This is a genomic window from Shewanella cyperi (genome assembly GCF_017354985.1).
Lineage (GTDB): Bacteria > Pseudomonadota > Gammaproteobacteria > Enterobacterales > Shewanellaceae > Shewanella > Shewanella cyperi.
The window spans coordinates 1,291,905-1,310,231 of sequence record NZ_CP071501.1 but is presented as its reverse complement, the minus strand read 5'-3'; the positions used below and the strand labels follow the sequence as shown (position 1 = coordinate 1,310,231).

Here is an 18,327-nt window from a genome sequence, read left to right as displayed (position 1 = left end):
CACTATTTCCGTCAGTTAACTGCAAAAAATACTTTCCTGCAACCATCAATACTACAACTGCGATCATGAAAATCATGAACCACACAGCTCTTGATGAAGATGTTGAGACACAAACCTTATTACAGTTTTTGCAGTGTACTTCTGCTAGCTTCCAACGGCGAAGTGGCAATATTTTACCTACATCAGTCCTTGCCATTAACGGCTTTCTACAGTTTGGGCATACTATATCCATTAGAAACCTAACGCCGCCAGCATGGGCGAGCAATTTGTTGCGAGTCCAGCGCAACGACATGGCTGGCCTTGTTATAAGCACTTACTATAGACATACACATACCCATCATATAGCTCAAAGAATGACTCGTTATTAATTAGCTCTAACTCAGACCAGGGATAATTTTCATCCAAGGATTCGTATACCTCAATTACCTTTTTACTTTTTCTATCTGGGTAGACTCCATAAAATATTGAGTCTTTTTCACGAACCACACCCTCTCCAAGTACGACCTGTTCAGATTTAAATTTTAAAATTGGGTTTTCAATTTTTTTCTCAGAATCAATGTATACTTCAGGCGAAATGCTTAGCTTAGAACCAATCTTTGACTTAGCTTCAGATTCAGTCGTTAACCCACCTCTGTATTTAGTTACTTTATTAACGCACCAATCTCCAAAGAATGCTTCTATTTTATTATCTGCATTCGCCCCTATAGGAATACTCAATAAAAGAATTAAGAAGTAAATTTTCATGATTCCTCTTTGTGATTATAACAGTTGTATCGTGCGCATGCGCATAATCTCCCCGCGTGGCGCGCAGAACGCTTCGGCTCTCGCTGAAAATGAAAAACTGTTTGCATTTTTTCCACTTACGCGGCCGCTACCGCCTCCAACCACTTGGCAAAATCGCTCGCAACACGCTGTTTTTAAATTTGATTTCTACGTTAACAAAAATCATTCTGGGTGGAAAGTGCGCATGCGCATGATTTCTGCTCGTTTTGTTTCGCGCATGATATTTAATTTGCTGATTTTGAAATTATTCTCAGAAATGTTCCAGAAATAGCGTGCGACATTGTTGTCCGTTTAAGCGGCTTTTTCTCAAGACTCAAATACAACTGTATAAAAGCACTGTGCACACTGCATGGCTATCGCACGGGCTGAAGTGGTTTGCTTCTTCCCTGAACATTGTTTTATCTCCTTGAATCAGAATCTTGGCAGAGGTCGTTGCCATTCGGCAAGCGAAAATTTGAAGTGCTTCCTGGTCTTTAGTCTGAGATAGCACCTTTGTTTGAGTGGAACACCTTTGAACAAGCACTGCCGCACCAGTGACCGTCCGAGCCATGGATGGCGAGGGGAGGCTATAGGGACATATTCACGCCGTGTCACGGGTGTGGCAGTGCGAAAGCGCACCGCAGGTGATTAAGCACTTCCTTTGCTGGACGTTGTGCAAAAGCACAAGATAGCCGCTGTGCCAGCGGCACAAAGTCGTGGGTCTCCAACCCACACCCGGGCAAGGGGCTTTGCTCATCCGCGAACAACGTCCCAGTTTAACAGCCAGCTCGCCCATCCTTGGCTCGCGCTCATAGCGCTCTAACGAGCTTCGCCCTTGCAACCCAAAGGATGCCCCCGACCGGAGCCGACAGCCCCTCAGCCTTATGCTGAAAATTGGCTAACGCGTCAGACGCTCGGATTTACATCCATGTAAATCCCCCCAGCTCGGCTCCATGCCTCGCGTTCGTGAGCTTGTCGCTGCGCGACACTCACCCTGCTCGACCGAAGCAGCCTCGACATCCCTATCTCGGCTACGCGCCCAAGCTCATCGTCCTCGGCGGCTCCGAAGGGGGAAACGGTGCAACAGTCAAACTTCGCGATATCTCTTTGAGTTTCTTTGCAAGTTCCTACATAGCTAGAGTGGAGTCCCATTAGCCAGCACTGCCGCACCAATGACTATAGGAGCCGCGGTCAGCGGCTCACAGGGTGGGGTTCGCCGGGCCATGACGGCGCTTAAAACCACTGTACCACCTGCTCCATGGTGCGGCGGGTTTTCTCGTGGTGTGGCGCAGCTGCCCGGTAGCCAAAGGCGGCCATCACTGCCGGTACATAGCGCTCGGTGTCGATACCGAATTCCTCTGCCAGCACCTGTGTGGCTTTTTGTATTTCAAAGCCCTCAATGGGACAGGAGTCTATGCCGAGCAAGGCGGCCGTGGTCATCATATTGCCAAGGGCAATGTAGGCCTGTTTACCGGACCAATCGATGATCTGTCGGCGCCCTTCGATTTCAAAGTCATGGAGTTGAAATTTCTCGAAGGCCTGGTTGATAAAACCAATCACCTCTTCCGGCAAGTGCTTGGTTTCGCGCATCAGCTGCTGCTGATAATCGGAATGATGCCGCATGGTCACATCCGTATGCGCCAGGAAAATCACAAAGTGGCTGGCGCTGCCCAGCTGGCCTTGGGTGCCATGGAAGCCGCCGTTAGCGCCCCAACTGAACTCGCGGAACAGTTCCCGTTTTTCGGGGGCCTGGACCACCAGCAATTGCCAGGGCTCCATACCGAAGGAGCTGGGCGACAGCCTGGCTGCTTCCAAAATAGTATTGAACTCATCGACGGAGATTTTCTTATTTTCGTCAAACAGTTTGCAGGCATGACGGAAAGCGAAGGCGGAAGCCAACTCTTGCTGCATGGCGCTGTTGGTGATGGATTTTGTCATTGGAACTCCTGGAAAACCTTTGGGTTGGGTCAGCTTTGGCAGTGCCGCCATAACTGTTGGGCCATCAGCTTGAGCAGCTGTTGCTGAATGACCGGGTTAGTGGCATCCGGGTGGGGTGAAGCGAAACTGCCGATATCATTGTCAAAATAGCGGCCACCGGTATCGGCAAACTTGGGCGAGAGAGCCATATCAACCAACAACTTAACGGCGCCGGAGATGTCCTTTCCCTCCACGCCGAATCCTTCTCTGACCATCGAAGTCGCGAGCAGGGAGCCTGGATTGACGGCCATAAACCGGATCTGTTTGTCTGAATACAGGTTAGCCATGGCCAAGGTCCAACAGGTCAGGGCCAGCTTGCTTTCGGCATAGGCCTGCATTTGGTTGCTGTATTGCTTGCGACCACACAGACCGTCGAAATCCAGCGGCGCTTGGGCCGCCGAGGACAGATTGATCACCCGTCCGCCAGCAAGCTGCGGCAGCAATGATTGAGTGATCCAAAAGGGAGCCAGGGTATTGACCACTAAGCGGACATCTATGCCCAGTGACCCGGTTTCCCCGGCCGTCTTATAGACCCCCGCATTATTGATAAGCACATCTATGCCGCTTTGGGTTTGTTTTATCTGCTCCAGCATGCGCTCCACTTGGGACAGATCGCTCAAGTCGGCTTGGAAGGCATACACCTCTGCCCCCAAGCCGAGCAAACCTTGCCTGACGGCGGCCAACTTTTCCGGATTACGGCCGTGGATCAGTAAGCTTTGGCCCGGCCGGGACAATGCGGTGGCAACCGCCAGTCCCAAGCCATCGGTGGCACCTGTGATACAAATGGTTTTCATGACGTTACAGCGTCTCCGAAACAGCGGGGGTTGGACGCCAGGCTAAGGCTTGGCGCCCACGGACATCAGGCCAGTTCGTCCTTGGCTTCAATCAGATAGTGATTGCTGATGGAGCCGGCGGTTCGGGCCTGCAGATGCGGCACATATTCAGGATCTTGCATAAAATCCAGCGCCGCCTGCCGTGAGGGCCACTCGATAATGATCCTCAGCGCGGGCTTGTCACCCTGGCCTTCAATTTGCTCATGGCTGGCGGTGCGCGCCAGATATTTACCGCCATAGTGGGCCACCAGGCGGTTGGCGGGGCCAATGTAATCGGGGATCCACTCTTGCGTGGTGGGGGTCACATCGAGCACTGAATAGTAGGTCATCTGAATATCCTCCATTTACCGGGATTAACGTTGGAAGCCACCGAGGGGCTTCAACCACAGGGGGGCCAGGGCGGCATGACGGGCCCTGAGTTCATCGGGTAATTGCCCCAGATGCACCATCCTGGTGGGTTCGGCGGCAGCCACCCATCGCTCGGCAAAATTGTCCCAGTTGCTGACATGGATGTGGGCCGACTCAATATCACTGAAACGCTCGTACACCAACACATCACCCGCATCGGACAGGTAGTATTGATAGTTCAGTGTGCCCTGCTCTTTCAGGGTTTCTGTGACGATATCCTGCATCACGGCTTCAAATTCCGCCTGTTTTCCGGGCTTGAGTTTGGCTTCTACAATCCAACCGATATTTTCAAACATGACTCACTCCTGCATGTGTTTACCAAGATGGGTTGAATTTTAGATAAACTCGCATATATTGATAATCCAGTGGTATGGCGAATCTCTTTTTAGATTTTATTGAAAATGAATCCTGAACATCTGAAGCTTTTTGTACGCATTGCCGGCAGCCATAACATCAGTCAGGCCGGCGAATCCCTGGGCTTGTCGCCTGCCGTCGCCAGTGCCCACATGGCCAAACTGGAACAGGAGCTGGGGATCAGGCTGCTGCACAGGACCACCAGACAGGTGTCACTGACCGAAGAGGGCAAGATTTTTCTTCCCCATGCCGAGGAAGTGCTGACTACCATTGAAAGTGCCAAAGCTGCGGTGGGCGTGGGACATTCGACCCCATCCGGCATGCTGCGCATCACAGCCCCGGCGTCATTTGGCCGGCAGCACCTGATACCGGCAATCGCCGCCTTTCTAAGGCAAAATCCATTGATACGAGTGGATTTCAACATGTCGGACACCATAGTCGACCTGGTGGAAGGCGGCTTTGATGTGGCGATACGTAATGCCGAGCTGAAGGATTCGAGCCTGATAGCGCGCAGACTCACCCTGGATAAACGCATCGTCTGCGCCGCGCCAGCCTACCTGCAGCAATATGGGGAGCCCCAAACACCGCAGGCCCTGGTGGAGCACAGCAGTGTGTGTTTACGCAACCTGGAAACCTGGTCCTTTGTTCATGACGGCAAGCTTATTTCGGTCAAGACCCATGCCCGAATGCGCACCGATAACGGGGAAGCCATGCGGGATGCCTGCTGTGAGGGAGTAGGCCTGGCTATCAATTCCACCTGGAATGCTTACAGGCAACTTATCAGCGGTGAACTGGTGCAGGTTTTGAAGGACTATCCCCTGGCAACCGAAGCAGCCATTTGGGCCGTTTATCCCTCATCCCGCCTGGTGCCCCCCAAGGTCAGGGCCTTTATCGATTTTCTGCTGGAGTGGTTCGGTGAAGTGCCTTACTGGGACAGAGACCTGGCATTGCTGGAGCAAGCGGCCGGGAAGACCTCTGCCGCAAAATGAAGCCTGTCTGCTAAGCAGGTGCTCCGGAATAGAAACCCCAAGGGCAGCATCGAGCTGCCCTTGGGGTTTTGAAGCCAATGGTTAGCTGTTGGCTTCCAGCCACTCCCGCACGGGTCGGAAGCTGCGCCTGTGCTCGGGCAGCACACCGTGGAGGCTGAGAGCCTCAAAGTGGGCGGCGGTGGGATAGCCCTTGTGGGCAGCAAAGCCGTATTGGGGATGACGGGCGTGAAGCTCGGCCATTTCGCGGTCGCGGGTGACCTTGGCTATCACCGATGCGGCGCTGATGGCGGCCACCAGGCCATCGCCCTTGACCACGGCGTGAGCCGGCAGGCCAAAGTCCGGGGTGCGGTTGCCATCCACCACCACCTGCTCAGGCTGAATTGCCAAGCCTGCCACGGCGCGCTGCATGGCTAGCATGGTGGCGTGCAGAATATTCAGCTCATCGATTTCCGCCGGGCTGGCACGGCCGACGGACACAGCCAGTGCCTTGTCGAGGATTTCCTGGTACAGGGCCTCGCGCTTTTTCTCGGACAGCTTTTTGGAATCATTGAGGCCTACTATGGGCCGGGCCGGGTCGAGAATAACCGCCGCCGTCACCACATCGCCCACCAGTGGGCCGCGGCCCACCTCATCAACACCGGCGATGCGGCCCTGGAACAATTCTGCGGCCTGTTCTTTGGTCAACTGTTTATAGATGGCCATCAGTGCTTTGCTCCCATATCCAACAGGGCCACCACGGCATCGGCGGCGCGCTCGCTGGCGTTGCACCTAAGGTTTTCATGCATGGCGCTGAACCTGGCCAGCAAGGGTCTGTTATCGCGCCCCAGCATGGCGAGCACTTCGGTCGCTATCTTGTCGGGGGTGCAATCGGCCTGGATAAGTTCCGGCACCAGATCCTCACCGGACAGCAGGTTCGGCAGTGAGTAGCGGGAAATCTGCATCATGCGGCGGGCTATACTGTAGGTCAGCGAAGCCACTCTGTAAGCTACCACCATGGGCCGCTTGACCAACATGGCCTCCAGGGTGGCGGTGCCGGACGCCAGCAGTATGGCGTCACTGGCGGCCATCACCTCGCGGGAGTGACCATCCACCAGGGTGATTTCCAGATCCGGGGCATGCAGCTTGAGCGCCTCAATAAACTGCGCCTTGCGTTTGTCGTTCACCAGAGGGGTGACAAAACGTATATCCGGCAGCGCCTGTTTGATTAACACTGCGGCCTTGATAAAGGGCTCCGCCAGCATTTTCAGCTCGCCGCCACGGGAGCCCGGCAAAATCGCCAGGTATTCGGCATCGGCATCCAGTCCCAAGGTTTGGCGGGCATCGGCCTTGTCCAGCACCATGGGGATCTCGTCCGCCAGGGTGTGACCGACGAAGGTGCATGGCACCTGATGCTTGTCGTAAAAGGCCTTTTCGAACGGCAGCAGCGACAACACCATGTTGGTCGCCCTGGCAATCTTGAAAATGCGTTTGGGACGCCAGGCCCAGACCGACGGGCTGACGTAGTGCACGGTTTTGATCCCGCGGGCCTTGAGCTTAAGCTCAACACCTATATTGAAATCCGGCGCATCGATACCGATAAAGCAGTCCGGTTGCAACTCTGTCAGTTGTTTGACCAGGGAGGAGCGCACCTGCAACAGCCTTGGCAGGCGCGACAGCACTTCTACCAGGCCCATGACGGCCAGCTCTTCCATGGCAAACAGGGATTGGAAGCCCAGAGCCTCCATACGCGGGCCGCCGATACCCACAAAGCGGGCATCGGGATAGCGGGCCTTGAGGGCGCGCATCAGACCGGCACCTAAAATATCGCCGGAGATTTCTCCGGCGACCATGGCAAACACGAATGGCTTGGATTGACCCATGCGATTACAGCCCCATGCGATTATTGACCCATGCTGTTAGCGAATAATGCCCCTGGCGGAACCGTTGACGAAGTCCATCAGCAGCTTGACCTCGGGCACGGAGGCAATCTCTTCGGCGAGGGCGGCGGTGGCCTCTTCTACCGTCAGATTGCTGCGGTACAGGGTCTTGTAGGCACGGCGCACCGCCAGTTGGGCTTCCTTGGAGAAGCCACGACGTTTCATGCCTTCGCTGTTGAGGCCGCGGGGAATAGCCGGCTGACCGGACGCCATCACAAAGGGCGGCACGTCCTGCAATATCAAAGACGCACCGGCCGTGAAGGCATGGGCACCGATATGCACAAACTGATGCACCCCAGTCATGCCACCCAGGATAACCCAGTCACCCACATGCACGTGACCTGCGATGGAGGCGTTGTTGGCCATGATGACGTTATTGCCGACCACGCAGTCATGGGCTATGTGGACATAGGCCATGAACAGGTTGTTGGAGCCAATGCAGGTCTCGCTGTTATCCTGAATCGTGCCCCTGTGAATGGTCACGTTTTCACGGATAACGTTGTTGTCACCTATGATGAGGCGGGTCGGCTCACCGGCATACTTCTTGTCCTGGCAATCTTCACCCACGGACGCAAACTGGAATATGCGGTTGCCCTTACCTATGACTGTCGGTCCCTTGATCACCACGTGAGAGTGAATGATGCAGTCATCACCGATTTCGACCCCGGGGCCTATGTAGCTCCAGGGGCCAATGCTGACGTTATTCCCGATTTTGGCTTCGGGGTGAACAAAGGCTAAATTATCTATCACTTCTCAATCTCTCTGCGGGCACACATGATTTCTGCCGAACATACCAGCTCGCCGTCCACCTTGGCCTCACCGATGAAGACGCCTATTCCGCGGCGCTCCTTGATCATTTTCACTTCGAAGTGGATTTGATCGCCCGGCTCAACCACCCGCTTGAAGCGCGCATTGTCTATGCCAGCAAAATAATACAGCACGTCCGGTGATGGCTCGCTGCTCATGGTTTTGAACGCCAGCAAACCAGTGGCCTGGGCCATGGCTTCCAAAATCAGCACACCGGGCATCACAGGGGCGACTGGAAAGTGACCGACGAAGAAAGGCTCGTTAATGGTCACGTTTTTGATGGCATGCAGCGACTCACCTGGAGTGTAGTCCAGCACCCGGTCGATCAACAAAAATGGATATCTGTGGGGCAGATACTTGAGAATTTCCTTGATATCCATAGTGTTCATTTGATTAGACACGTAAAGCTTCCTCAGGGTTAAGCTAAATCACTCTTCTGTTTTCTGTGTACTTTCGAGGGCCTTCACCCTCTGGAACAACTCGTCCAGCTGCCTGAAGCGCACGGTATTGCGACGCCAGACCTTGTTTTCCATCGCCACAGTGGCCGAGGAGTAAACTCCGGGCTTGGTGATGGCGCTGGTGACATTGGTGCCACCGCTGATCATGGTGCCATCGGCTATGGTCAGGTGGCCGGCGATGGCGCTGTTGCCACCGACGATACAATGCTTGCCCAGATTCACGCTGCCTGCCAGAACGGTACAACCGGCGATGGCGGAATGGGCGCCTATGATGTCGTTATGGGCAATCTGCACCTGGTTATCCAGGATAACGCCATCGTGAATTTCTGTGTGCGCCAGGGCACCTCTGTCGACCGTGGTGCCGGCACCGATTTCGACCTTGTTGCCGATGCGCACGCCTCCGGTCTGAGGGATTTTCACCCATTGGCCGCGTTCATTGGCGTAGCCGAAACCATCTGAGCCCAGCACGGCGCCCGAATGTATAAGGCAATCCATGCCTAAATGCACATCATGGTACAGGGTGACATTGGCCCACAGCTTGGTGCCGCTGCCAAGGATACAATCCTGACCTATGACACAGCCGGGTCCTATCTGCACCTTTTCCCCCAGAATAACCCTGGGTCCAATTACCGCATTGGCACCTATGGCGACGCCTTCGCCCAGCATGGCTGAAGGGTCTATCTGAGCTGAGGGATGTATCCCTTCTGCGGCCTTGGGGGTGGTATCCAGCAATTGGGCAACACGGGCAAAGCCCACGTAAGGGTCACGCAGCACCAGTGCCATACCTTGGTATTGCTCGGCATCGGCTGCGGTCAAGAGCACGGCGCTGGCGCGGGTGCTGTCCAATTGGGAGCGATATTTGCTGTTCGCCAAAAAGGAAATCTGCCCCGATTGGGCAGACTCCAGTGTGGCGACCGAGTTGATGGCGATGTTGGCATCGCCACGTAACTCGGCATTGAGCAGGGTGGCTAGTTCACCCAGGGTCACACTCGCCATCGATTATTTGCCTTTGCTCAAGGCTTCAACCACTTTGCTGCTGATATCGGCATCGGGCTTCACAAATACCACGGCACCGCGCTGCAGTACCAGATCGTACTTGTCGGCTTCGGCTATGGTATTGATGGCCTTTTGCACCTTCACCAGCAGCTTGTTCTGCTCTTCGCCCTGGCGACGACGCAGATCTTCATCCAGCGCCTTGCCTTTGAGTTGCAGATCGGCCTTCAGCGATTCCATCTTGCGAACCAGTTCGGTCTTCTGGGTATCGTTCATCAAGGCAGCATCACGTTGCTGCTTTTCCAACAGACCGCGCAGCTCATCCTGCAGCTTTTGGGCTTCAGCCATACGATCACCGAATTCGGCCTTCAGGCTTTGAGAGATCTGCTCACGCTGTGGCAGCTGCTCAAATATTGAACCCATGTCTACCACGGCAATCTTCTCTGCCTGAGCTGCCAGCGGCGCTCCCACCAACATCAGGGCCATCAGCGCACGATTAACCATTTTATTCAAAATGAACTCCTTATTATTGTCCCAAGCAAAGCTTGCCGAGTTTATGTGTTTTAGAATGTTTTGCCAATATTGAAGGAGAAGATCTCAGTCTCATCGTCTTCATATTCTTTGATTGGCCACGCCAGGCTGAACACCATGGGCCCCATGGGTGAAAGCCACTGTACGCTCATACCCCAGGATGCGCGGATCCGACTCGGGTCGCTGTAATCCTGCAGCTTGGCAAATTCCTCTGCCGGCAGGGTGCTATAGCTTTCCAAATCAAACTCTGTATCCCAGACGTTACCGGCATCCACAAAGAAGCTGGTACGCAGCGAGTTGGTATAGGCCTCATCCAGGAATGGTGTCGGCACTATCAGCTCCATGCTGGCGGTTGCCGAGGCGTTACCACCGATGGAACGTCCCTTGTTGACCAAAATGGAATTGGGATCTCCCGGCAGGCTGCAGCCATCTCCGGATGGGTCGGGAGCACAGGGCTCACTGCCGCGGAACAGGTAGAAAGACCTTGGTCCCACAGAGTTGGACTTGAAGCCCCTGAGCGAACTGGTGCCACCTGAGTAATAGTTTTCCCAGAAGGGCAGTATCTGGTCGTTGTCATTATACTGCCCATAACCATTGCCATAGCCCAACTTGGCCCGGGTCAACACCACGAAGTTATGGCTGCGGGTCAGAGGCAAATAGAAATTGGTTTCAAAGTCGGTCTTGAAGTACTGCAGATCCGAACCCGGGGTAGTGATCTTGCCGCTCAGACGCTGTGAAGATCCGTCCGTTGGGAAAGTACCACGGTTAAGGGTACTGCGATACCAGCCCAGATTGAGATCGAAGTTGTTAAAGCTCAGCTCACTGCTTTCGCCATCGCGATAGATGTTGTAAAAGCGCAGCGCCTGCTCGTAACCGGACACATCGGAGATGCTGTTGTGACGGAAGCCTATACCACCGTTAATACGGTTATATTCATTGATGGGGAAACCACTGCTGACAGCAACGCCATAGGAGTTGTTCTTGTATCGCTCCAGGTTGGCCCTGTTGGCATCAAATTCACTCCAATACACGCTGCCACCCAGGCTGATCCCGTCCTTGGTGAAGTAAGGATCGGTATAGGACAGATTCACGTTTTTGGAGTATTTGGTGGTATTGAGGCTAATCCCCGCCTGATTACCCGTGCCAAGGAAGTTGCTTTGCTGCACCCCCAGCTGCAGACTGAGACCGGACTCGGTACCATAACCCACACCGGCGTTGAAAGAGCCCGAGGGCTGCTCCTTCACCTTAAAGGCCACATCCACCAGATCGTCTGTACCAGGAACCTGAATGGTCTCTGTGTCCACGGTTTCGAAGAAGCCCAGTCGATTCAGGCGGGTTTTGGATTGTTCAACGTTGGCCGAGTTCAGCCAGGCGCCTTCCATCTGGCGCAGCTCACGACGCAGCACCTCATCCTTGGTAACCTCGTTGCCGGTAAAGTTGATGGAACGGACATAAACCCTTTTACCCGGCTTGATATTGACGTTGAGGGTCACTTCCTTGGTTTCATCGTTGATTTCGGGGAAGGTCTTGACCTCGGGATAGGCATAGCCGAAACGTCCCAAGTACTTGCTGTACATTTCCTCGGCAAAGGTCACATCGGCGCCGTTGTACTGCTCACCCGTTTTGATTGGCAGAATGGAGCGCATTAACTCCTCACGCCCCATCAGGTCACCGGTCAGGTTGACTTCCTTAACCTTATACTGCTCACCCTCATCGACGTTGATGGTGATATACAGGCCCTTGCGGTCCGGCGTCATGGCCACCTGGGTGGAGGTTACTTCAAAGCGAATATAACCATTGTTGTGATAATGGGTCTTGATGGTTTCAAGGTCCGCCTGCAGCTTCTGCTTCTGGTAACGACGCTCACCAAAAAGATCCCACCAGGCGACGTAATCTTTAAGCTCCAGCATACCTATCAGGTCGGCATCACTGTACTTTTCGTTGCCGACTATGTTGATCTGACGAATTTCCGCCGCCAGACCTTCGGTAAATTTGAAATTCAGCTCGACCCGGTTACGGGGCAGATTGACAACCTGAGCCTCGACCTTGGCGCCATATTTACCGACACCATAGTAAAAGTCCTGCAGGCCTTTTTCGATACCGGACAACATGGTGCGATCGAGGGCCTCGCCTTCTTTAACACCGCTGCCATCCAGGCTTTCTTTAAGCTGCTCTTCCTTGATGTCCTTGTTGCCTTCAAATTTGATGGCGCTGATGGTCGGCCTTTCCTTGACCTTGACCAGCAATATGCCGTCTTCCCGACTGACAGACACTGTCTCAAAGTTGGTTGAGGCATACAGGCTTTTGATCGCCTGCTGCAATTTCAATTGATCCACAGTGTCACCGACCTTGATCGGCAAACTCAGCAAGGCCGCACCCAGTGCTACACGCTGCAAACCTTCGACTTGAATGTCGGTCACTTCAAACGGCTGAAAGCTATCCGCCCAACTCGTCCCTGAAAACGACGCCCCAAGTATTAACATGGAGGCAAAAAGTTTATTCAATCTCATAGAGCACTTCTGATTATTTAGTATGTCCTTGCTCAGAGTCGGGCAAAATCATTGAAAAGGGCGATGCTCATCAACATTAGCAGCAAGGCTGCCCCAAATCTGAATCCTATTTCCTGTACCCTTTCAGGTACGGGTTTCCTGGTGAACACCTCCACCAGAAAATACAGCAAATGTCCCCCGTCAAGCACCGGCAAGGGCAACAAATTAATGATGCCCAGGTTGACGCTGATTAACGCGAGAAATCCCAAAAAATACACCAAGCCATAGGTGGCACTGCTACCGGCTCCCTGCGCAATGGAGATGGGACCACTGAGGTTCTTTACCGACACATCGCCGGAAAATAACTTTCCCACCATCTTGAAACTGACCACGATCAGCTGCCAGGTTTTATCCACCGCTGCGCCAAGGGCGTCCACTATGCCATATTCAAGCTGAATTCGCATCGTCTCTGGCCAAGGGGCACTTTCGGGCATTACCCCAATCAGGCCTATGGTATTGCCATCGGCGTCTTTTTCAGCCTTGGGCGTCACCATAAGCCTTTTTTGCTCGCCCTGACGTTTGACTATCAGTTCAACCGTCTTTCCCGGTGAGGACTGGATCTGCAGGACAAAATCCTGCCAACTGCTGTAGTTCTCACCGTTAATGGCAATCAGCTCATCCCCTGCCCTTAAACCGGCGGCCTCGGCGGCACTGTCCTTGCCAACCTGGGCCACTGTGGGCAGAATCCCGGGTCGCATCACGCCCAGTCCCAACGCCGTGACAGGTGACTCCTTATCGGGGTCAAACTTCCAGGTTCGGGTGTCGAGACGGTAATCCCTGTTGCCTGTCTCATCTCCCTGAAGCCGGGCCAGGGGAGCCAGGGTCAACTGCAAATTGTCATCACCTATATGGCTGACCAGGGCGAGATTAACCTCTTCCCAATTGCGCACCGTCTGACCTGAGACAGCGATTATTTCCATGGGTTCCCGTATCTTGATGCTTTCGGCTGCTTTTCCAGCAATGGTGCTGTCGATAACGGGACGTACCGAGGGCACACCGATAAGGAACATAAAATACAGCGCGACTATGGCAAACAGAAAATTGGCGACCGGGCCTGCGGCCACTATGGCAATCCGCGCCCACACGCTCTTTTGATTGAATGCCAGATGACGCTGGGATGCCGGCACCTCATCCACCCGCTCATCAAGCATTTTGACGTAACCACCCAAGGGCACTGCAGCCAGTACATACTCGGTACCGTCTTTCCCCATGTGGCGCCACATGGCAGGACCAAAACCAATGGAAAAACGTTCTACTTTTACCCCGCAGCGCCTGGCAACATAGAAATGGCCAAACTCATGGGCGGTTATCAGCACACCAAGGGCCACCACAAAGGAGGCCAGATTCCATAAAAAATCGTACATCTCTGTCTCCTGTGCTGTGATCAGGCCTGCGCCTGGCGGTCAATCTCACGCTCAGCCATGCGGCGGGCGCCTGCATCCAGCGCCAGTATCGCTTCCAAAGAGTCCTGGCGTTGTAACGACAACTGCCCCAGACAAGCTTCGTTAATTGCGGCAATGCGACTGAAGCCAATTCTGCCCTGTAAAAATGCCGCCACCGCGACCTCATTGGCCGCATTGAGCACTGTCGTGGCTTCTTGCCCCAAACGACAGGCTTCCATGGCCAGGGCCAGACAAGGAAAACGCCTGAAATCCGGTTCAAAGAAACTCAATTGTCCGACCTTGAAAAAGTCCAGCGGTTCCACACCTGCGGCAATTCGCTCGGGATAAGCCATGCAATGGGCGATGGGCGTACGCATATCGGGGTTACCCATCTGCGCCAGCACTGAGCCATCCCGGTATTGCACCATGGAATGAATAACACTCTGGGGATGAATCACCACCTTGAGCTCATCCAGTCCGGTATTGAACAGCCAGCGGGCTTCAATAAACTCCAGGCCCTTGTTCATCATGGTGGCAGAGTCTACCGAGATCTTGGGGCCCATTGACCAGTTTGGATGCTTGCAGGCCTGGGCTGGTGTCATATGCTGCAGGCTCTCGAGGGGCGACGTCAGAAAGGGACCACCTGAGCCCGTCAGCAAAATATGGGAAATACCGGCACCGTCCAGATCACAGCGGCCAATGGACTGCTGCACGCTCTGGGGCAAACATTGGAATATGGCATTGTGCTCGCTGTCCACCGGCAGCAAGGTAGCGCCACTTCTTTGCATTTCATTGATGAACAGCTCGCCCGACATGACCAGGGCTTCCTTGTTGGCGAGCAGCACCCGTTTACCGGCCTTGACGGCGGCCAGTGTCGGCACCAGACCTGCGGCGCCCACTATGGCAGCCATCACGGTATCCACTTCAGAGGCAGAGACCAGTTCACACAGGGCTTGCTCCCCTGTGGTCACTTCCACTCCAAGTTCGGGGGATAACTTCTGCTGCAGTTCCATGGCGGCAACACTGTCGACCATGTGGGCAAATCGCGGTCTGAATTGCCGGCACAGCTCCAGCATTTTATCCACGCTGGCATGGGCCACCAGGGCCCAGGCACGATAGGCATCAGGATTCTGGGCTATAACACTCAGGGTACTGCGGCCAATGGAACCTGTGGCACCGAGGATCACCATATTTTGCATTGGGTTACATCCAGAATGCTAAGTAGAGTAACAGGAAAACCGGCAGGGCTGCCGTGAGGCTGTCGATACGGTCCAGCACACCACCGTGCCCGGGCAACAGGGTGCCTGAATCCTTGATGTTGGCCGCCCGCTTGAACATGCTTTCGGACAGGTCGCCAAGGGCCGACGCCAGAGCCGTTATCAGCGCCACGGCCACCAGAAGGCCGGGCTCCTGCTCGGGGGAGAGATACATGACGCCGGCCACCACCAGCATACTGGTCAGCAAGCCCCCCACCAATCCTTCCAGTGTCTTTGCGGGGCTGACATTGGGCATCATCTTGATACGGCCAAAGGCTTTACCGGCAAAGTAGGCGCCGGAATCCGTGGCCCAGACCACCAACATGACCAGAAATACCAAGGTACCACCGAACAGGGGTTGAGTGGGGGAGCTGAGCGCCTTGAGTGCAATAAGCGCGGTAAAACAGGGCACCAGGGTCAACTGGCCAAACATGGATTTCAGCATGGGGCTTTTGTGCCACAAGCGACCACTTCTGGGGTAAGAAACCACCAACATCAGGGAAACTACCCACCACAGAATACCTATATAAGTGATGGCCAGGAACACAGGATGCAAGCGCGTCCCCATCCACACGGATCCTATGGGAACAAAGAGGTTCAGGGCCAACAGCAATACGCCCATGGTGACGGTAAAGCTCCATTGCGTCACCTGGCAGCGGCTGTCGATAATCCCCCCCCACTCCTTGGCGGCAATTAAAAAGACCGCCAACAAGGCCCAGGAAAACACGTCCGACGGCACATAAAATATGCCACCGAGCACCAGGGGTATTAACCAAATTGCTGTTATTATTCGTTGTTTTAGCAAAAAAAATCCCTCGTCAAAAAGACTGTCAGGCACGCAAATCTTCGATTTGACTTCCGGTCAATCCGAAACGGCGCTGCCGGCCGGCAAAAATCGCTATGGCCTCATGGAATGCCTGCTCATCAAAATCAGGCCACAGGGTGTCAGTAAACACCAACTCTGCATAGGCGGCCTGCCAAAGCACAAAGTTACTGATGCGGAAATCACCGCCAGTACGGATCATTAAATCAACTTCGCCTTGATTTTGCATGCACAAATGCTGACTTAGTGACTCTTCTGTTATCTGATTGCTGGTGATTTCACCAGTTTCGACCTTTTGGGCCAAGGTTTGCGCCGCCTGCACTATATCCCAGCGCCCGCCGTAATTGGCGGCCACATTGAGGATCAAGTCCTCATTTCCAGCCGTTCTGGCCTCAGCCTCGGCGATTTGCTTTTGCAGCCTGGGCGAAAAACGGCTGATGTCGCCAATGATATTGAGCCTGACACCATTTTGGTCGAGCAACTTAAGCTCGCGCTTAAGTACCGTCATAAAGAGTTCCATCAACAGACTGACTTCTTTATCAGGCCTGCGCCAATTTTCACTGGAAAAAGCAAACAAGGTCAGCGACTTGATCCCAAGGGCCCGGGCGGTGCTGACTGCACGGCGTACGGCCTTGACGCCGGCCTTGTGCCCCATCACCCTGGGTTTTCCCTGTGCCTGCGCCCAACGGCCGTTGCCATCCATGATGATGGCCACATGGCGCGGCAAGCTCTGGTTGACCAAGGACGCCAGCCCGGATGCGGATGCTGTGCCGTCCTGGGTAATCCCGGACTCTGGGGAAGTGAGGTTCCCGGTAGAAGACATTCAATACAGCCCTAATAAATAAACAAACGCCGTGTAGTATACCCCTACACGGCGTCGCAACTCTAGCTTGATGGGAAGTGGATTAAACTTCCATCAATTCAGCTTCTTTGGCGGTCAGCAGCTCATCGACTTTCTTCACATGGGCATCGGTGATTTTCTGCATCTCTTCCTCGGCGCGACGTACATCGTCCTCGGTACACTCTTTATCTTTTTCGAGGGCCTTGAAGCTGGAGTTGGCATCGCGGCGCACGTTACGGATGGCAACACGGCCCTGCTCGGCTTCGGCACGCACCACTTTCACCAGATCACGACGACGCTCTTCGGTCAGCGCTGGCAGCGGAATACGTATGGTGGCACCGGCTGACATGGGGTTCAGGCCCAGGTCTGAACTCATGATAGCCTTCTCTACTGCCTGGATAGCGCTGCGGTCGAACACGCTTACCGCCAGGGTACGGGAATCTTCAACGGTCACGTTACCCACTTGCTTGAGTGGCGTCATGGTGCCGTAGTAATTCACCTGAATAGTGTCAAGCAAGCTTGGATGGGCACGACCGGTACGTACCTTGGCCATCTGTGCCTTGGTGGCATCTACACACTTGCCCATGCGCTCTTGAGCGTCTTTTTTGATATCTTCAATCACGTTAAATGTCCTTTTCGGTCATTAATAATCGATACATTCGTGGCTTATTTTTTGATAAGCGTGCCTTCTTCTTCACCCATGATGACGCGGCGCAGTGCACCCGGCTTATTCATGTTGAAGACCAGGATTGGCATGTCATGATCCCGGGCAAGCGTAAACGCGGCCAGGTCCATCACCTTCAATTCTTTTTCCAATACTTCATTGTAGGTCAGCTCGTCATACTTGACGGCATCGGCGTTTTTCATTGGATCATCGGAATACACGCCGTCAACCTTGGTGCCTTTTAGCACGACTTCGGCTTCAATTTCAATGCCTCGCAGACAGGCAGCCGAGTCGGTGGTGCAGAAAGGATTACCGGTACCGGCAGCAAAAATCACCACCCGGCCGGATTTGAGCAGGCTGATAGCTTCGGCCCAGTTATAACGGTCACACACACCATTGAGCGGGATGGCCGACATCAGACGGGCATTCACATAGGCACGGTGCAAGGCATCGCGCATCGCCAGGCCGTTCATCACGGTCGCCAGCATACCCATGTGATCGCCCACCACGCGGTTCATGCCGGCCTTGGCCAGGCCTTCACCACGGAACAGGTTACCACCACCAATCACAACACCAACCTGGAGCCCCAATTCCACCAGTTCCTTGATTTCCTGGGCCATACGATCCAGCACGCTGGGGTCGATACCGAAGCCCTCATCACCCATCAGGGCCTCACCACTTAACTTGAGAAGAATGCGTCGAAATGCAGGTTTTGGATTGGTACTCATGATCTTTATCCTGGTTATAACAAGACCGCAGCGGCTGCTGCGGTCTTGGGGTACTT

20 protein-coding genes are annotated in these 18,327 nt (G+C 54.2%); 2 read left to right on the top strand and 18 right to left on the bottom strand.

All coding sequences use genetic code 11. The annotated features are described in order from the left end of the window. Positions 1-303: 303 nt before the first annotated feature. The gene (locus JYB84_RS05510; protein WP_207322428.1) at positions 304-744 is read right to left on the bottom strand and encodes a hypothetical protein; all 441 of its coding nucleotides are present in this window, start codon (positions 742-744) and stop codon (positions 304-306) included. Here JYB84_RS05510 and JYB84_RS05505 point away from each other — a divergent pair. Continuing rightward, the gene (locus JYB84_RS05505; protein ID WP_207322427.1) at positions 743-1,054 is read left to right on the top strand and encodes a hypothetical protein; all 312 of its coding nucleotides are present in this window, start codon (positions 743-745) and stop codon (positions 1,052-1,054) included. The two genes, JYB84_RS05510 and JYB84_RS05505, sit on opposite strands and share 2 nt — an antisense overlap. Before the next feature lie 941 nt (positions 1,055-1,995). On the opposite strand, the gene JYB84_RS05500 is transcribed toward JYB84_RS05505, so the two are convergent. The 4 genes from JYB84_RS05500 to JYB84_RS05485 all read right to left on the bottom strand — a co-directional run bounded on the left by JYB84_RS05500 (position 1,996) and on the right by JYB84_RS05485 (position 4,276). Beyond that, positions 1,996-2,700 (bottom strand): NAD(P)H-dependent oxidoreductase, encoded by a 705-nt coding sequence (locus JYB84_RS05500; protein WP_207322426.1) that lies wholly within the window; start codon positions 2,698-2,700, stop codon positions 1,996-1,998. A gap of 29 nt (positions 2,701-2,729) precedes the next feature. After that, entirely contained in the window at positions 2,730-3,533 is an 804-nt protein-coding gene (locus tag JYB84_RS05495; protein ID WP_207322425.1) for an SDR family NAD(P)-dependent oxidoreductase, read from the bottom strand. Between the two features lie 65 nt (positions 3,534-3,598). Beyond that, a complete protein-coding gene (locus JYB84_RS05490) occupies positions 3,599-3,901 on the bottom strand; it encodes a DUF1330 domain-containing protein (protein WP_207322424.1) in 303 nt (100 codons plus the stop codon). A 24-nt stretch (positions 3,902-3,925) separates the two neighbouring features. Further along, positions 3,926-4,276, bottom strand: a complete 351-nt coding sequence (locus JYB84_RS05485) for a putative quinol monooxygenase (RefSeq protein ID WP_207322423.1) — start codon at positions 4,274-4,276, stop codon at positions 3,926-3,928. A gap of 105 nt (positions 4,277-4,381) precedes the next feature. On the opposite strand from JYB84_RS05485, the gene JYB84_RS05480 reads away from it, so the two are divergent. Then, positions 4,382-5,323: a LysR family transcriptional regulator gene (locus JYB84_RS05480; RefSeq protein WP_207322422.1), complete on the top strand. Its 942-nt coding sequence runs from the start codon at positions 4,382-4,384 to the stop codon at positions 5,321-5,323. 81 nt (positions 5,324-5,404) lie between these two features. Here the strand turns inward: JYB84_RS05480 and rnhB are convergent, their stop codons facing one another. The 13 genes from rnhB to pyrH form a co-directional block, all read right to left on the bottom strand. Beyond that, positions 5,405-6,025 carry a ribonuclease HII gene (gene rnhB / locus JYB84_RS05475; protein ID WP_207322421.1) on the bottom strand — a complete coding sequence of 207 codons (621 nt, stop codon included), beginning with the start codon at positions 6,023-6,025 and terminating at the stop codon, positions 5,405-5,407. Continuing rightward, the gene (lpxB, locus tag JYB84_RS05470) at positions 6,025-7,182 is read right to left on the bottom strand and encodes a lipid-A-disaccharide synthase (protein WP_207322420.1); all 1,158 of its coding nucleotides are present in this window, start codon (positions 7,180-7,182) and stop codon (positions 6,025-6,027) included. Before lpxB ends, rnhB begins: the two co-directional genes overlap by 1 nt. A 36-nt stretch (positions 7,183-7,218) precedes the next feature. Then, on the bottom strand, positions 7,219-7,989 hold the full coding sequence (gene lpxA, locus JYB84_RS05465; RefSeq protein ID WP_207322419.1) for an acyl-ACP--UDP-N-acetylglucosamine O-acyltransferase: 771 nt from the start codon (positions 7,987-7,989) through the stop codon (positions 7,219-7,221). Next, complete coding sequence (gene fabZ, locus JYB84_RS05460; protein ID WP_207322418.1) at positions 7,986-8,447, bottom strand: 3-hydroxyacyl-ACP dehydratase FabZ; 462 nt, start codon at positions 8,445-8,447, stop codon at positions 7,986-7,988. Before fabZ ends, lpxA begins: the two co-directional genes overlap by 4 nt. Positions 8,448-8,474: 27 nt before the next feature. Beyond that, positions 8,475-9,500: a UDP-3-O-(3-hydroxymyristoyl)glucosamine N-acyltransferase gene (gene lpxD / locus JYB84_RS05455; protein WP_207322417.1), complete on the bottom strand. Its 1,026-nt coding sequence runs from the start codon at positions 9,498-9,500 to the stop codon at positions 8,475-8,477. Between the two features lie 3 nt (positions 9,501-9,503). Continuing rightward, a complete protein-coding gene (locus JYB84_RS05450) occupies positions 9,504-10,001 on the bottom strand; it encodes an OmpH family outer membrane protein (protein WP_207323115.1) in 498 nt (165 codons plus the stop codon). Positions 10,002-10,060: 59 nt separating this feature from the next. After that, a complete protein-coding gene (gene bamA / locus JYB84_RS05445; RefSeq protein WP_207322416.1) occupies positions 10,061-12,538 on the bottom strand; it encodes an outer membrane protein assembly factor BamA in 2,478 nt (825 codons plus the stop codon). A gap of 32 nt (positions 12,539-12,570) precedes the next feature. Continuing rightward, positions 12,571-13,941 carry a sigma E protease regulator RseP gene (gene rseP, locus JYB84_RS05440; protein WP_207322415.1) on the bottom strand — a complete coding sequence of 457 codons (1,371 nt, stop codon included), beginning with the start codon at positions 13,939-13,941 and terminating at the stop codon, positions 12,571-12,573. A 20-nt stretch (positions 13,942-13,961) separates the two neighbouring features. Further along, complete coding sequence (gene ispC, locus JYB84_RS05435; RefSeq protein WP_207322414.1) at positions 13,962-15,158, bottom strand: 1-deoxy-D-xylulose-5-phosphate reductoisomerase; 1,197 nt, start codon at positions 15,156-15,158, stop codon at positions 13,962-13,964. A 4-nt stretch (positions 15,159-15,162) separates the two neighbouring features. Further along, a complete protein-coding gene (locus tag JYB84_RS05430; protein WP_207322413.1) occupies positions 15,163-16,020 on the bottom strand; it encodes a phosphatidate cytidylyltransferase in 858 nt (285 codons plus the stop codon). A 25-nt stretch (positions 16,021-16,045) separates the two neighbouring features. Continuing rightward, a complete protein-coding gene (gene uppS / locus JYB84_RS05425; protein ID WP_207322412.1) occupies positions 16,046-16,861 on the bottom strand; it encodes a polyprenyl diphosphate synthase in 816 nt (271 codons plus the stop codon). Between the two features lie 82 nt (positions 16,862-16,943). Further along, the gene (frr, locus tag JYB84_RS05420) at positions 16,944-17,501 is read right to left on the bottom strand and encodes a ribosome recycling factor (RefSeq protein ID WP_207322411.1); all 558 of its coding nucleotides are present in this window, start codon (positions 17,499-17,501) and stop codon (positions 16,944-16,946) included. A gap of 44 nt (positions 17,502-17,545) precedes the next feature. Continuing rightward, on the bottom strand, positions 17,546-18,271 hold the full coding sequence (gene pyrH, locus JYB84_RS05415; protein ID WP_207322410.1) for a UMP kinase: 726 nt from the start codon (positions 18,269-18,271) through the stop codon (positions 17,546-17,548). Positions 18,272-18,327 lie beyond the last annotated feature (56 nt).

Excerpts from the sequence above, each read along its gene's own strand:
- JYB84_RS05505 (WP_207322427.1), top strand. The coding sequence starts at position 743 with ATGATTCCTCTTTGTGATTATAACAGTTGTATCGTGCGCATGCGCATA.
- JYB84_RS05510 (WP_207322428.1), bottom strand. The coding sequence starts at position 744 with ATGAAAATTTACTTCTTAATTCTTTTATTGAGTATTCCTATAGGGGCG.
- JYB84_RS05500 (WP_207322426.1), bottom strand. The coding sequence starts at position 2,700 with ATGACAAAATCCATCACCAACAGCGCCATGCAGCAAGAGTTGGCTTCC.
- JYB84_RS05495 (WP_207322425.1), bottom strand. The coding sequence starts at position 3,533 with ATGAAAACCATTTGTATCACAGGTGCCACCGATGGCTTGGGACTGGCG.
- JYB84_RS05490 (WP_207322424.1), bottom strand. The coding sequence starts at position 3,901 with ATGACCTACTATTCAGTGCTCGATGTGACCCCCACCACGCAAGAGTGG.
- JYB84_RS05485 (WP_207322423.1), bottom strand. The coding sequence starts at position 4,276 with ATGTTTGAAAATATCGGTTGGATTGTAGAAGCCAAACTCAAGCCCGGA.
- JYB84_RS05480 (WP_207322422.1), top strand. The coding sequence starts at position 4,382 with ATGAATCCTGAACATCTGAAGCTTTTTGTACGCATTGCCGGCAGCCAT.
- rnhB (WP_207322421.1), bottom strand. The coding sequence starts at position 6,025 with ATGGCCATCTATAAACAGTTGACCAAAGAACAGGCCGCAGAATTGTTC.
- lpxB (WP_207322420.1), bottom strand. The coding sequence starts at position 7,182 with ATGGGTCAATCCAAGCCATTCGTGTTTGCCATGGTCGCCGGAGAAATC.
- lpxD (WP_207322417.1), bottom strand. The coding sequence starts at position 9,500 with ATGGCGAGTGTGACCCTGGGTGAACTAGCCACCCTGCTCAATGCCGAG.
- JYB84_RS05450 (WP_207323115.1), bottom strand. The coding sequence starts at position 10,001 with ATGGTTAATCGTGCGCTGATGGCCCTGATGTTGGTGGGAGCGCCGCTG.
- bamA (WP_207322416.1), bottom strand. The coding sequence starts at position 12,538 with ATGAGATTGAATAAACTTTTTGCCTCCATGTTAATACTTGGGGCGTCG.
- rseP (WP_207322415.1), bottom strand. The coding sequence starts at position 13,941 with ATGTACGATTTTTTATGGAATCTGGCCTCCTTTGTGGTGGCCCTTGGT.
- ispC (WP_207322414.1), bottom strand. The coding sequence starts at position 15,158 with ATGCAAAATATGGTGATCCTCGGTGCCACAGGTTCCATTGGCCGCAGT.
- uppS (WP_207322412.1), bottom strand. The coding sequence starts at position 16,861 with ATGTCTTCTACCGGGAACCTCACTTCCCCAGAGTCCGGGATTACCCAG.
- pyrH (WP_207322410.1), bottom strand. The coding sequence starts at position 18,271 with ATGAGTACCAATCCAAAACCTGCATTTCGACGCATTCTTCTCAAGTTA.